The organism is Frankia nepalensis (genome assembly GCF_016786325.1).
GTDB lineage: Bacteria > Actinomycetota > Actinomycetes > Frankiales > Frankiaceae > Pseudofrankia > Pseudofrankia nepalensis.
The window spans coordinates 104,310-117,817 of the sequence record NZ_JADWYU010000101.1; the positions used below are offsets into that span (position 1 = coordinate 104,310).

Annotated in this window: 7 protein-coding genes; 2 read left to right on the forward strand and 5 right to left on the reverse strand. The window is 78.1% G+C overall.

All coding sequences use genetic code 11. The features are described 5' to 3' along the window. Positions 1 to 247: 247 nt before the first annotated feature. Positions 248 to 661 (reverse strand): DUF3499 domain-containing protein, encoded by a 414-nt coding sequence (locus I6A81_RS11580; RefSeq protein ID WP_203003719.1) that lies wholly within the window; start codon positions 659 to 661, stop codon positions 248 to 250. A 360-nt stretch (positions 662 to 1,021) separates the two neighbouring features. Here I6A81_RS11580 and I6A81_RS11585 point away from each other — a divergent pair, with 360 nt between their 5' ends. Further along, positions 1,022 to 1,414 (forward strand): metallopeptidase family protein, encoded by a 393-nt coding sequence (locus I6A81_RS11585; protein WP_203003728.1) that lies wholly within the window; start codon positions 1,022 to 1,024, stop codon positions 1,412 to 1,414. A 114-nt stretch (positions 1,415 to 1,528) separates the two neighbouring features. Continuing rightward, on the forward strand, positions 1,529 to 2,806 hold the full coding sequence (gene manA / locus I6A81_RS11590; protein WP_203003720.1) for a mannose-6-phosphate isomerase, class I: 1,278 nt from the start codon (positions 1,529 to 1,531) through the stop codon (positions 2,804 to 2,806). Between the two features lie 133 nt (positions 2,807 to 2,939). On the opposite strand, the gene I6A81_RS11595 is transcribed toward manA, so the two are convergent. The 4 genes from I6A81_RS11595 to I6A81_RS11610 all read right to left on the reverse strand — a co-directional run bounded on the left by I6A81_RS11595 (position 2,940) and on the right by I6A81_RS11610 (position 12,888). After that, positions 2,940 to 4,691, reverse strand: coding sequence for a DUF5719 family protein (locus tag I6A81_RS11595; RefSeq protein WP_307874599.1), 1,752 nt, complete (start codon positions 4,689 to 4,691; stop codon positions 2,940 to 2,942). 65 nt (positions 4,692 to 4,756) lie between these two features. After that, positions 4,757 to 8,509: a hypothetical protein gene (locus I6A81_RS11600; RefSeq protein ID WP_203010172.1), complete on the reverse strand. Its 3,753-nt coding sequence runs from the start codon at positions 8,507 to 8,509 to the stop codon at positions 4,757 to 4,759. Positions 8,510 to 8,720: 211 nt separating this feature from the next. Next, the gene (locus tag I6A81_RS45505; RefSeq protein ID WP_203007744.1) at positions 8,721 to 8,936 is read right to left on the reverse strand and encodes a WhiB family transcriptional regulator; all 216 of its coding nucleotides are present in this window, start codon (positions 8,934 to 8,936) and stop codon (positions 8,721 to 8,723) included. Positions 8,937 to 10,296: 1,360 nt separating this feature from the next. Continuing rightward, positions 10,297 to 12,888, reverse strand: coding sequence for a bifunctional FO biosynthesis protein CofGH (locus I6A81_RS11610; protein ID WP_203010177.1), 2,592 nt, complete (start codon positions 12,886 to 12,888; stop codon positions 10,297 to 10,299). Positions 12,889 to 13,508 lie beyond the last annotated feature (620 nt).

Here is a 13,508-nt window from a genome sequence, read left to right on the forward strand (position 1 = left end):
GACATCGGGGGTTCCAGGGGGTCGTCCCCCTGGGCAGGCATGTCCTGGCGGCCTGCGGGAAGCCGCCCGAAGGGCGGTGAGCTGGGTGCGTGACGCTGGTGGCTGTGTGGGCTAGGTCGTGCGCTAGGTCAGATGGGTCGCGCGAAGCGCGACATCGGGGGTTCCAGGGGGTCGTCCCCCTGGGCAGGCATGTCCTGGCGGCCTGCGGGAAGCCGCCCGAAGGGCGGCGAACAGGGTTCGCCCGCCGCTAGGACGTGGGTACGGCGCGTAGGTGACGACGGCCGCCGGGGTCGTCGCGCGGCGGCTCCTGACCGGTGGTGCCTGGCAGGGGGCCGTGGCCGGGGACCGGGCCGTAGCCCGCGCCGTAGCCGGGAACCTCGCCGGGCAGCGGACCCGGGCGGGCGACCTCGCGGACGACGTCCGCGAGCGCCTCGAGGTCGTCGGTGGCCGGGTTGCGTGGCGGCTCCGGGTCGATGCGCACGACCGCCCAACCCCGCGGCACGGTCAGCCGGTCGGCGTGCGGGCCGCACAGGTCGTACGAGTGGGGCTCCACGTACGGCGACAGCGGCCCTAGCACCGCGGTGGACTCCGCGTAGGCATAGGTGAGCGTGGCAACCGCGACCGCGGAGCAGGCCGAGCGGGAGCAGCGCCGGGGCTTCACGTTCCGGACGGTAGCCCCCGAAACGAGCGGCGGCCACAACCGCCCGCCGTGTCGCGCAAGAGAAACCCCACTCGTGACGTAAGCTGCCACACTCAATCACTCTGCGTCTATATCGCTCGGCGCCCACGATGCGTCGGTCCGGCGGTCCGGCGATCTTTTGGGAGTTCGTCCCGCGGAAGGCCGGCGAACAGGCCGCCACGGGCCTGAACGGGCGGGCGCCGACGGGCCGGGAAACGGGCCGGGGAACGTTACGCTGGCGCCGTGGTGGATGAAGCCCGGGCAGCCGGGCCCGCGCACTTCCCGCGGGCGACCCAGCGGGCGGTTCCCGCGCGCCGCCGGCGAGACCGGCGGGGCCGCGGTATGCGGGGCACGCTGTTCCCGCCGGACGTGCCGGCCTACTCGACCCGGGGCGAGCGTTTCGACGACCTGGTCCTCGACGCGGTCGAGCACCTCGACATCCGCTGGTCCGACCAGCTCGCCGGGGTGGAGTTCGCGGTGGAGGACGTGCCGCCCGTCGGGGTCACCGACGACGCCGTCCCGCTGGCGATGTACCAGCCTGGCACCGGCCGCGGCCGGTCCGCGACGCCGCGCCGGATCGTCGTCTACCGCCGCCCGCTCGAGGCCCGCGCGCTCGACACCGACGACCTGGCGGAGCTCGTCCTCGACGCGATCATCCACGAGGTCGCCGACATGCTCGGCGTCGACCCGGCCGTCATCGACCCGGAAGGCCACGGCTGGGGCGAGGAGGACTGACGGTCACCGCTCGGACGGCGAGAGCCGACGGGCCGCGTTCCGGGCGAGGCGGTGGCGGACCGTAGTCTGTGGGGCGAGACCAGTAGGTGTCCGACGGGGCTGGAGCGACCCAGGATGAGCGCAGATACCCAGATCGCGGGTGCCGCCCCCCCGGCCGCGGCGCGGCTGCTGCCGCTGTACGGGCAGGTCCAGAACTACGCCTGGGGTTCGCCCGACGCGATCTACGACCTGCTGGGGGAGCCGCCAGGCGGGCAGCCGGCCGCCGAGCTGTGGCTGGGCACCCACCCGGTGGCCCCGGCCGAGGTCGACGACGCGGGCCGGCGCCGCCCGGCCGTCGAACTGGTCGGCGAGCTGCCGTTCCTGCTCAAGGTGCTGGCCGCCGAGAAGGCCCTCTCGCTGCAGGTGCATCCCGACCTGGCGACGGCCCGCGCGGGCTTCGACGCCGAGGAGCGCGCCGGAGTGCCCCGTGACGCGCCGCGCCGGCGCTACCGCGACCCGAACCACAAGCCCGAGCTGATCGTCGCGCTGACCCCCTTCCGGGCACTCGCCGGGATCCGTGAACCGCGCCGCACACTCGCCGTCGTCGAGGCGCTCGGCGTCGACGGGCTGACCGCGGCGTTCCGGCCGCTCGCCGCCGATCCGGCCCGGGGGGCCGCCGCCGTGCTGCGGACCCTGCTGACGCTGCCGCGCGAACGCGGCCGCGCGCTCGCCGGGGAGCTGACCCGGGCCGCCACGGGCGTCGCGGCCCGTGCCCAGGCGGCCCCCGACCTGGTGCTCGCGGCCGACCTGGTCGGGCGGCTCGCCGTGGCGCATCCGGGGGACGTCGGCATCGCCGCCGCGCTGCTGCTCAACGACGTGACCCTCAGACCGGGCGAGGCGCTGTTCCAGCCGGCCCGGCTGCTGCATGCCTACGTGCACGGGGTCGGCATCGAGATCATGGCGACGTCGGACAACGTGCTGCGCGGGGGCCTCACCCCCAAGCACATCGACGTGGACGAGCTGCTGCGCCTGCTCGACCCGGCGCCGTCGGCCGCCCCCGTCCTCGCCGCGAAGACGCTGCGTGCCGGCGCCGGCGGCCTGGTGCGCTACTGGCCGGTCCCGGTCGATGACTTCGTGCTCGCGGAGGCGATCTGCGCCGGCGGCGAGGTGACGTTGAACCGGCCGGCGGTGCTGCTCGCGGTCGACGGGGCGGTGGACGTGCGCGTGGCCTCCGCCCCCCTGGCGGCCGGCGCCGCGGAGGCTGGCGGCGAGCGGGCTGGCCTCGAGCCCGCCGCCGAGCCGTCGCGGCTCGCCCGTGGCCAGGCGGCGGTGCTCACCGCCCCCGCGACGGTCACGCTGAGCGGCGCCGGCCGGGTCTTCGCGGCCCGTCCCGGCACCCGCCGTCCGGCCTGACCTGACCGCCCGCTGGTCCGGTCCGAGTTCGCGTCAGGCGGTCGGGTCACCGGCGGCGTGAACGGCCTCGACCGGTCTCGAACGCCGGCTGTCCCGGGCACGGCGGGTGCTCAGGCGGCGCCTTGCCGGATGGTCAGCCGGCGGCGGCCGGGCCGGCGGCCAGCGCGACGGGGGCCGCGGCGCCGCTCGTGGCGATCGGCAGCACCGAGCTGACGGTCCGGATCGCCAGCCCGCCGTCCTGGCTCGGGCGACCGTCCTGGCCCCCACGCCCGTCAGCGCCCGCCGCCCTCGCGGCCGGGAGGCCCACCAGCTCGGTCGCGACGACCGGGCCGCCGGCGACCGTGAGGCCGCCGCCCGGGTAGCCGACCGGCAGCGGGACGGCGACCGCGTCCCCGGCGGGCACAGTGATCGCGCGGCCGTCCAGGCGCGCGGTCGCCCGGCCGGCCGGGGCGGCGAGGACCAGCGCGCCGGCGGCGTCCGACGGCACGGGCGGTACGTCCACCGGCGACGCCGCCGCGGCGGGGAGACCGGCCCCGCCGGAGCCGGTGGCCGTCAGGGAGGCCGCGGGCACCCAGACGGCGTCGTCGCCGGCCAGGCCGGTGCCCTGAGCGGCGCCGGTGGGCAGCCGGAGACCGGCGACGACGGGAGCCGGGCCGAGCGCCTCGACGCGCACCGCCAACGCCGCCGCGCGCGGCAGGGTCACCGGGACGGACACCGCCTCCCCATCGGGCACCACCACCTCGTCGGGCACCACCACCTCGTCGGCGCCGGCGGGTCCCGCGCCGGCCGTCACCAGGCGGACGCGGACGCGCGCACCCCCGGCCGGCGCCGCGACGACGACGCTGGCCTGGGCTCCGCCCGTGCCCGCGGGGGCGACCAGCGGGCCGAGCAGCGCCGCGTGACCCGGCGTGGCCGTGGCCGGGACCGGGGCGAGCTCCCAGGGCTCACCGTCGCTCGGCCGGTCGACCAGCCATGAGACCACCCGGCCGGCCCTGGTCTCGACGCCGACCACGGTGGCCGCGGCCTCCGGGGCGATGGCCGCCAGGCGGCGGCTGACGGTCGCGCCCGCGGGCAGGGTCACCTCGGTGACGGTCGGCGCGCGGCCGGGCGTGTGCACCCGCACGCTGAGCCGGGCCGGCGCGACGCCGAGGTTGGCGAGGAAGAGCAACGGGTCGTGGCCGGCGACCGTCGCGGGCCCGGCGAACCACGACCAGCCGCTGGGCGGGCCGCAGCGGGCCCGCGCCGGCCCCGCCGCCCCGCCCGGCGCGGTGACGGTCGCGGCGAGGCCGGTGACGTCGGTTCCCCGCAACGCCACCGGCCGGCCGAACGAGACGGCCAGCCGTGGCAGCGCCGCGCGCTCGCCCGGCGACAGCCCGGCCAGCGCCGCCAGGTCATCCGGGGCGGGGGGACCGGCCAGGCGGGTGATCTCGGCCCGCTCGGCCGGTGACAGCCGTGCCAGGGCGCTGAGATCGTCCCGCGCCCGCTGGTCCGCGAGGTTCCTCAGGTCCGTCTCGGACAGGCCCGCCAGCACGGACAGGTCGGGCGCCGGTGTCCGGGGCGGCGGCCGCCGCTCGCCGGGGGTCTCCAGGTGGCCGCGTCGCTCGTCGCCGGCGAGGACGGCCGATGGTGGCCGCCAGCCGTCGGGTGTCCGCGCGGCCTCGTCCCGCGCCGGGGTGAGGCCGGCGAGCGCGGCGGTCACCCGTCCTGAGGTGTCGGGGCGGGTGAGGTCGATCCGGGTTGGCACCCGCCCGGCGACGCCGAGGTCGGGGCAGACCAGCGTGCGCCCGCTCGGCTTGCCGAGGGGCACCGGCACGGGTGCCCCGGCGGGCAGCAGCGCCGCCGTCGCCACGACGGCCGCCGTCCCCGCCACCGCGATCGTCCCCACGACCGTGATCCCGGCTGAGCCGCGCCGGCGGCGCGTCCTCGGGGCCGCGTGGCGGGGCGGGGCGGTCACAGCACCGCCCCCGGACGGCGCCGGCGGCCCTGGGCGCCGGCCGCGGCGGCGGCGAGGAGGAGGACGCCCACGGCGGCGGCCTGGACGAGGAGCAGCGCGCGGTGCGGCGTGTGGTCATAGCGCACCCGGACCTCGCCAGCGGGGCCCGCGGGCAACGTGAAGGCCTGTGCCCAGCCCCAGGCGGCCACGGGGGTGAGCCGCCGGCCGGCCAGGGTCGCCTCCCAGCGGGGGTCCGCCGGCTCGGTCAGCACCAGCAGGCGCCCGGCCGGCCCGGCCGGCACCAGCGCGTCCGCCGTCCTCCCCAGCGACGCGTCCGTCCCCAGCGACACCGAGGAGTACGCGCGCCCCGGCGACCCGGATCCGGGCGCGGCGGGTGCCAGCGCCAGGCCTGGCCCCACCGGGACCCGGCTGGCCGCCGCGGCGCGGGCCGCCGCGAGGCTGCCTCCGCCCGCGTCGCCGGCGGGCGCCGGCCGGGCGCGGGCGGCCAGCTCAGGGGGCAGCACGCGCAGTCCCGCGCCGACGCCCTGGGCTGGTTCCCGGACCTGCCCGACCGCCGGCCTCCCAGATCCGCTTCGCGGATCCGGCAGGAACCCTGCCGCCGGTCGGGCGGGAACCCCGGATCCGCCAGGGGCCGGGAAGGTGGCGCCGGGCACGAGCCGCCAGTGGTAGCCGTCGGGATGGGGCTGGTCGCGCTCCAGGCCGTCGGCGGCGTCGAGCGCGTCCACGAGCGCCGCGTCCGCGCCCCCCGGCCGCCGTGGGCCGTGGTCGCCGGACAGGCCGGTGCCGGCGGCCGCCGGGACGTGGACGGTGTCCACGCCGAGCGCGGGCAGCGCGGCCGCGCCCCAGGCGCCACCGACGGCGAGGTCGGCGATCACGGCCGCGAGGAAGGCGCGGGCCGCGGGCGGCGGGTCGCCCGCGGCGTCCACGACGGTCGGCCCGCGGCCGCCGGCGAGCGTGTACGCCACGCCGCCGCCTGACGGGCGCAGCACCAGGGTCCGGCCGGCGCCCGGCTCCTGCCTGGTCGCCAGGGCGGCCCAGGCCCCGGCGTCGCCGTCCGCCGGCCACCGCCCGTCGGGCGCGCCGACGAGGCCGCCGCCCACCGGCTCACCGGCCCAGCCAGCCCAGCCGGCGCCGCCGGCCGGCGGCCCGCCGAGCGCGCCGGCCGCGCGGGCGAACAGCAGTGCCGGGCCAGCCATCAGGACCACCGCGACGACCAGCGCCAGCCCGTTCCCGCGCCGGCCGGCTGGAGCCACCCGCCGCGGGCCGGCCGGCCACTGGGCACCCGTCCCCGGCCGCGTGGACCAGGCGACCCCGACGGCGGCCAGCAGGCCGGCGGCGGCGAGCGGCCCCTGGCCGGCCGCCCACGCGAGGCCGGCCACCAGCCAGCACAGGCCGACACCCCGCCAGACGGTCCCGCCGTCCGGCCGGCGGAGGATCCCGCCGAGCCCGGCGGCCAGCACGCACGCGACGACGAACGCGGCGGCCGCCCGTGCCTCGGCGCCGCCCAGGCCAGGGCGGTCGACCAGCACCGTGAGGATCTCGTCCCGGCCGGTCCGCGCGGCGACCCACAGGGTGGGCAGCAGCGGCACGCAGCCGGCCGCCAGCACGGCGGCGAGGCGGCTGGCGAGTCGCGGGCGTTCGGCGGCCGCCCCCGCGGGGCCCGAGGCGCCGGCATGCCGGTCGGGACGTTTCCCGGCGGTTCCGGTCGCCCCGGCGGCGGCCAGCGCGACGGCGGCGACCGGCAGCAGCCCAGGGGCGCAGGCGACGGCGAGCAGCAACGCGCCAGCCAGGGCCCACGCCGCCTTCCAGCCGCCCGGCGCGCCACCGGGCCCGGGAAGGCCGTACCGGTCGCCGTCGGCCAGGTCGGGAGGCGCGAGCAGCCGCGCGGCGGCCACGAGGACGAGCGGCGTGGCCGCGCACGCGCCGACCGCCGCCAGGTCCCCTCGCGTCGCCGCGGCGGTGACCGGAGGCGCCAGCGCGTAGCAGGCGGCGAGCCCGGCGCGTGCCCAGCGCCGCGCCCCGAGCAGCCCGGTCGCCCGGTAGGCGGCGAGGCCGGCCAGCGCCGGCGCGGCCGCGAGCAACGCGCCAGCGGCGAGTCCCGGGCGCCCGCCCAGGGCCGACGCGAGCAGCGCGAGCAGGGGGGTCCACGGCGGCGCGGGGCCTGGGCCGCCAAGCAGCCCACCCGCCGGGCCGAGCCAGCCCGACCAGAGCGACGCCCACAGGTCGGCCGCGCCGGGCGGCAACGGACCGGCCCTGGCGGCGTCCGCCCGGGTCAGCCAGCAGCCCGCGGCCACGAGCAGCCCCGTGAGCACGGCGACCGGCCAGAGGGATCCGTCGGGTCCCCGCCGGATCGAAGCCGACCCGGCGGCTTCGGGCGCCGAGTGGTGGCCCGCGGGGCGCGCCCGTCGGCCCACGGCCGGGATGCCGTCGGCGGCCGTGCCCGGTCGCGCCGAGGCGGGCGGCCACGGCGGAGCGGGCGCGGCCACGTCCACGGCCATCGCGGATCCCGGCCTGGTGGGGCTCGGCAGCAGCCCGCGCAGCGCGCGGGCGGGGACCCGGGAGCTCGAGAAGCGGCTTCGCCGGCCCGGCGGGAGCCCTGGGCTCGCCGACGGGCGCCGGGCCAGCCGCCACAGCCGCGCCGGGTCGGCGAGCACCGCGGCGAGTACGAGCGCCTCGGCGCCGGCCGAGCGGCCCTGACCGCGAGCCAGCGCGGCAAGGGCGCGCCAGGTGATCGCCAGGAGCGCGCCGGCCAGGGCCAGCGGCCAGCCAAGGGGGCCGGACTGCCCGATCCTGACCCGCAGGGCGTCCACCCGCTCGACCCGCCCGGTCCGCTCGGCGCCGGTTCGTCCGAGGTGGCCGTCCCAGTGCCGGTGGGCGGCGCGGGGGAGCCCGGCGGGGTGTCCGCCCGGATGTTCGGCGGGGCGCTCGGGCTCGGTCGCGCGGGGCCCGGCCGCCAGCAGCCGCGCGGCGGGGACGGTGACCACCCGCAGGCCGGCGCGCCAGGCGCGCCAGCACAGGTCGAGGTCGTCGGCCCGGCCGGCGAGCGGGTTGGGCCCGTCGAGCAGTCGCCATGCCCGGGAGCGGACCAGCGCGCCGGCCCGGTCCACGGCGAGTACGTCGCGGACCGCGAGCGGTGGCCCGGGCGCGGGGCGGCGCAGCCCGGCGCGGTCGACCGTGACGCCCACCGGCCCGAGCACGGCGGCCCCCGGGTCGAGCGCCGCGCAGGCGAGAAGCCGGTCGAGCGCGTCCGGCGCGGGACGGGTCGACTCGTCGAGCAGCCAGACGAAGCCGTCGTCGGGCGGCGCGACGCCGTCCTGGCGGAGCGCGGCCGCGATCGCGCCCGCCGGCGACGGTCCGGCGACGGCGACCGTCACGACCCGGTCGACGGGGCGGGTCTGCTGGGCCAGCCAGTGAACCTCCCGGGGGATCCGGGGTTCCTGGCCGATCGACGGAGGAGTCCCCGCCGGACCCGGGGTGCTTCCCCGGTCGGCGGCAGGGGTCCTGCCGGATCCGCGAAGCGGATCTGGGAGGTCGGCGATCTGGGAGGTCTGCTGGGAGCTTGGCGATCGGGCAGGTCCAGAAGCCGTTCCGCCGCCGACCGTGGGAAACTCGCCGGCCGGCGCGGCGGTGTGCCTGCCCGGCGAGCGTTGCGCCGGGACGCCGGGCGCCGGCCGGCGGCCGGTCGCGGCCACCGTGACGACGGCGACGACGATCGGCGGCGGGTCGGGTGGCTGGGAAGGACCCGCCACACCCCCTGGCGTGCCGGAGCCCACCGAACCGCCCGTGCCCACCGAACCGCCGGTGCCCGCTGGACCGCCCGTGCCCGCCGAACCCGGCGGGCCGGCCAGACGGGGCGATCGGCGCGATGGCGACGAATCGCCTCCGGCGGCCGCGCCCGGCGGAGGCTGCGCTGGGCCGGTCTCGCCCACCACGGTCCCCACCGGGCGCCTCGCGGCCGCGCTAGACGGCCCGGCGGCGCTGCTTGCGCCGTTCGCGCTCGGACATGCCGCCCCAGATGCCGAAGCGCTCGTCGTTGGCGAGCGCGTACTCGAGGCACTCGGTGCGGACCTCGCAGCCGGAGCAGATGCGCTTGGCCTCCCGGGTCGAGCCGCCTTTCTCCGGGAAGAACGCCTCCGGGTCGGTCTGCGCGCACAGCGCGCGCTCCTGCCACTCCATGACCTCGCCGATCAGGTCACCCAGGCCGATGTCGATCACCTCGGCGAGCACCGGCCGCGCGGCGGGCTGGTCGGCGCCAGCGCCGACCAGCTCCGCGCCGAACAGCTCCTCGTCGTCCTCGCCGTCGGTGTCCTCGAGGTCGTCGGCGTCGGCGTCGGCTTCGTCAGCGGCGGCGCCCGCGTCCAGGGTGTCGTCGGCGAATGGGGCCGGAACGTCCTGGGACACCTCCGGGATCGGCTCCCTGGCCTCCTCCGCGGGCTCGGCCGGTCGGCCGGGAACCTCGGGTCCTCCAGGAATCCCGGGCCGCGCGGACCCGCCGGGAGCGCCGGGGCGCGTGGCCTCGACGGTGGGGTGCGCGCAGGCGTGGGCGGCGCCCGGCACCCCGGCCGGAGCGCGGACGAGGTCGTAGGGCTCGGGCGCTGCCTGGCCGACGTAGGCCGTCGTGGCCGCGACGCGTCGCTCCGCCGAGACGGGCGTGTCCACGGGCACGCGGGGCGCGGGTGGGCGCGGCGAGGCCGGCGCGGACGCGATCTCGCGGCCGGCGGACGCGCGATCGTCGGCGCGCGTCCCTAGGCCGACAGATGGCCAGTCTCCAGACGCGCGGTCAGCCATGGCCTCGCGCGTGGTGACGGCCGCGTCGGTGTGTTCCATCAGGACCCCTCCAGACCCGTCGCGGTGCGGTCGGTCACCCCCCGGGCGCCGGCGCGCAGGTAACTGGTGTCCACACCGATGAGGTCGCCACTACCAGAGCGGCCCCTTCGGCGGGGGGAATGACACGCCGGTAATTACACGTGCCGAAGACGGCTCACGTCAACCCTACCGGCGCAACATCTTCTACAACCAGCGACCTGACCATAGCTCACAGTCACTGGGCGCCGTGATGGAGGGTCCCCTCCTGGGGTTCCCCGTTACGCACCGCAGTAGAAATCGCTCAGTGGCGATCCTGCTCCGTCCAGCCGTAGTCATCCGCATACGTGACGGATACAAACCCCGCCTGGCGGGGGGACAACTGGCGCGCACCCTCCCGCACCACCTTGCAGCCCGGAGGTCAGCCCAGCACGCAGTTACGGGATGTAGTGGCTCCGGTGGGCTTGCCGTGAGTGATTCGCGACTCGTCGCGGTCACTCCGTCGCGACGGGCGGTCGGCCTGGCCAGGACGGCCGGCCCGGCGGGCCTCGCGGCTCGCGGGACGGCGGCCCAGGTAGCCGCGCTGAACAGTGCCGGACGGCCGCGCGTCAGGTGGCCTGGTGGTGTCCGTGACGCCCGGGCGCCCCTGGCTCGTCCGGGCGTCAGGGGCGGCGGTCGCGCCGAGGGGTCGGCCCGCTCGCGGGCCCGGCCGTCCGCCCGGGTCCAGCCGTCCTCAGAAGACCAGCGGCAGGGCCGTGCGGTGCGGCTCGGCCCTGGCCGCCTCGAAGCGCTCCTGGGGGACCACCCCATAGGTGGTGGTCCGCTGCCGGGCCGGGCGGCTGGCCAGGGCGGCGACCTGCTCGAGCTCCTCGATCGAACGCCGGGAACCGTGCTGGGAACCGGCCATCCTGCTGATCGTCTCCTCCATCAGCGTGCCGCCGATGTCGTTGACGCCACCGGCGAGCACCGCCCGGCAGCCCTCGGTGCCGAGCTTCACCCACGAACACTGGATGTTCGCGATCGCGCCGTGCAGCAGGATCCTGGCCATCGCGTGCACGGCCCGGTTCTCCTGGACGGTCGGTCCTGGACGGGCCACCCCGGCCAGGTAGATCGGCGCGCTGTGGTGCACGAACGGCAGCGCGACGAACTCGCTGAACCCGCCGGTCTCCGCCTGGATCGCGCGCAGCAGCCGCAGGTGGGCCACCCAGTGGGCGGGCGTGTCCACATGGCCATACATCATCGTCGCCGACGAGCGCAGGCCCACCCGGTGCGCGGTCGTGACCACCTCCACCCAGGCCGCGGCGGGCAGCTTGCCCTTGGTGAGCACCCAGCGGACCTCGTCGTCGAGGATCTCGGCGGCGGTGCCCGGGATCGTGTCGACGCCAGCCTCGCGCGCGGCCGTCAGCCAGTCGGCGACGGACAGCCCCGTCCGGCTCACCCCGTTCATGACCTCCATCGGGGAGAACGCGTGCAGGTGGATCCCCGGCGCGGCCCGCTTGATCTCGCGGGCGAGGTCGAAGTAGGCCGTCCCGGGCCAGTCGGGGTGGATGCCGCCCTGCACACAGACCTCGGTGGCGCCGATCTCCCACGCCTCGGTGGCGCGCTGGCCGACCTCCTCGAACGACAGCGTGTAGGCGTCGGCGTCGCCGCGGCGCTGCGCGAACGCGCAGAACCGGCAGCCGGTGTAGCAGACGTTGGTGAAGTTGATGTTGCGGTTCACCACGTAGGTGATGTCGTCGCCGACGGTGTCGCGGCGCAGGTCGTCGGCGAGGCGGCACAGCGCCTCGAGCTCCGGGCCGGTCGCGCCGAACAGCGCCAGCGCCTCGGCGTCGGAGATGCCGGCCGGGTCGTCGGCGGCGTGCCGCAACGCGGCCAGCACCTCCGGGTCGCCCCGCCGAGGCGCCGGCGCCGCGGCCGCCGCCACGCCCGCCGCGTCGGCGGCCCGCGAACCGGTGCCGACGACGCCGTCCGCGCCGGTGCCGGCGGCACTCACCTGGGCGCGCAGCGCCGCCCAGTCGCCGTAGACGCTGTCGAAGTCGGCCCGCTTCTCGGTGGCGCGCCCGGCGGTGTCGATCGCGGTGTGCAGGTCGGTGCGGCCGCTGTCGGCGAAGCCGCCGTCGGGCTCCTGCCAGGGCAGGCCGACGGGGGCCGCGCCGGGCCGCAGCAGCCCGTCCGGCCCGGCCAGCGCGCCCACGTGGCCGGCCAGCCGCGGGTCGAGCCACGGCTCGGACTGGTAGGGCGGGTAGACGGTGAGCCGCGCCCGAAGCTCGAACCCGGCCGCCGCGCTCGCGGCGCGCAGCGCGTCGAGCGCGGGCCAGGGCCGCTCCGGGTTCACGTGGTCGGGGGTGACCGGCGAGACGCCGCCCCAGTCGTCGATACCGGCCGAGAGCAGCAGCGCGCACTCGTCCGGGTCGACCAGGTTCGGCGGGGCCTGCACCCGCGCCGTGGGGCCGAGCACCAGGCGGGTCACGGCCACCGCCGCGGCCAGCTCCTCGGCGCCGACGTCCGGCTCGCCGCGCATCGCGGTGTCGTCCTTCGCCCGGAAGTTCTGGACGATCACCTCCTGGACCGAGCCGTAGGCGCGCGCGACGCGGCGCAACGCGAAGATCGTCTCGGCGCGCTCGGTCCTGGTCTCGCCGATGCCGAGCAGCAGGCCGGTGGTGAACGGGACGCCGAGACGGCCGGCGTCCTCGAGCACCCGAAGCCGTACCTCCGGATCCTTGTCCGGTGAGCCGTAGTGCGGGCCGCCCTGATCCGTGAACAGCCGGCGGGCCGTCGTCTCCAGCATCATCCCCATCGACGGGGCGACCGGCTTGAGCCGGGCGAGCTCGGCCCAGCTGAGCACTCCCGGGTTCAGGTGCGGCAGCAGGCCGGTCTCCTCGAGCACGGCGACCGCCGCGGCCCGGACATAGCCCAGGGTGGAGTCGTAGCCTCGCGCGTCCAGCCACTCCCGGGCCGCCGGCCAGCGATCCTCCGGCCGGTCACCCAGGGTGAACAAGGCCTCGGCGCAGCCGGCCGCCGCCCCGGCCCTCGCGATCTCGAGGACCTCGTCGATCTCCAGGAACGCGGCCGGCAGCCGATGCGGGACGGTCGCGAACGTGCAGTAGTGACAGCGGTCCCGGCACAGCCGGGTGAGCGGGATGAACACCTTGGGCGAGTAGGTCACGACCCCGGGCCGGCCGGCCGACTCGAGCCCCGCGTCGCGCACCCTCGCCGCCGAGGCGGCCAGGTCCCGCAGGTCGTCGCCGCGCGCCGCGAGCAACACCGCCGCCTCGGTGACGTCCAGCGTCGCGCCGTCCCGCGCCCGGCGCAGCGCGCGGCGCATCGCCGACCCGGAGGGTTCCGGCTCGGCGACCGCCGGGCCCGCGAAGCCCGGGGTCCCTGCCGGATCCGGGGTCCCTGCCCGATCGGCGGCAGGGTTCCTGCCGGATCCGCGAAGCGGATCTGGGAGGTCGGCGATCGGGGAGGTCTGGAACCCGATCTGGAAGGTCTGCTGGGAGGTGTGCTGGGAAGTCTGGGGATCGGGCCGGTTGTCGGGACGGGTGTTGGGGCCGGAGCTGGTCAAGGCGTCCACCTGGTGATCGACTGGCCCTCGGCCGCGCCCGCGCCGGCCGGGGCAGCCGGCAACCGCTGGCCGGCCTCGGCCGGTGGCGCCGCCGGGAACGGCGGGAACCCTCAGGACTCTGCAACACCGGTCCACGCCCGCGCCAGAGAACGGGGCGAAGACCACCTTCGCCCGCCGTCCTTGCCGCCCACCCCGCTCACGCGGCCAGACACCACCGCCCGCGTGGGCGGTGGTCGGTGAGCCAGCCCGATGCCGGCGGGGGGGGGGGGGGGCGGGGGGGGCGGCGCGGGGGGGGGGGGGGGGGGGGAGCCAGGTCTCGTCGTCGTCGCGGGTGTTGAGGTCGTCGCGGCGGATGAGGTAGGCGGCGAGGTCGGTGCGGG

Coding starts and splice junctions, on each gene's coding strand:
- I6A81_RS11585 (WP_203003728.1), top strand. CDS start 1,022: ATGCGGGGCACGCTGTTCCCGCCGGACGTGCCGGCCTACTCGACCCGG.
- manA (WP_203003720.1), top strand. CDS start 1,529: ATGAGCGCAGATACCCAGATCGCGGGTGCCGCCCCCCCGGCCGCGGCG.
- I6A81_RS11610 (WP_203010177.1), bottom strand. CDS start 12,888: ATGCGCCGCGCGCTGCGCCGGGCGCGGGACGGCGCGACGCTGGACGTC.
- I6A81_RS45505 (WP_203007744.1), bottom strand. CDS start 8,936: ATGGAGTGGCAGGAGCGCGCGCTGTGCGCGCAGACCGACCCGGAGGCG.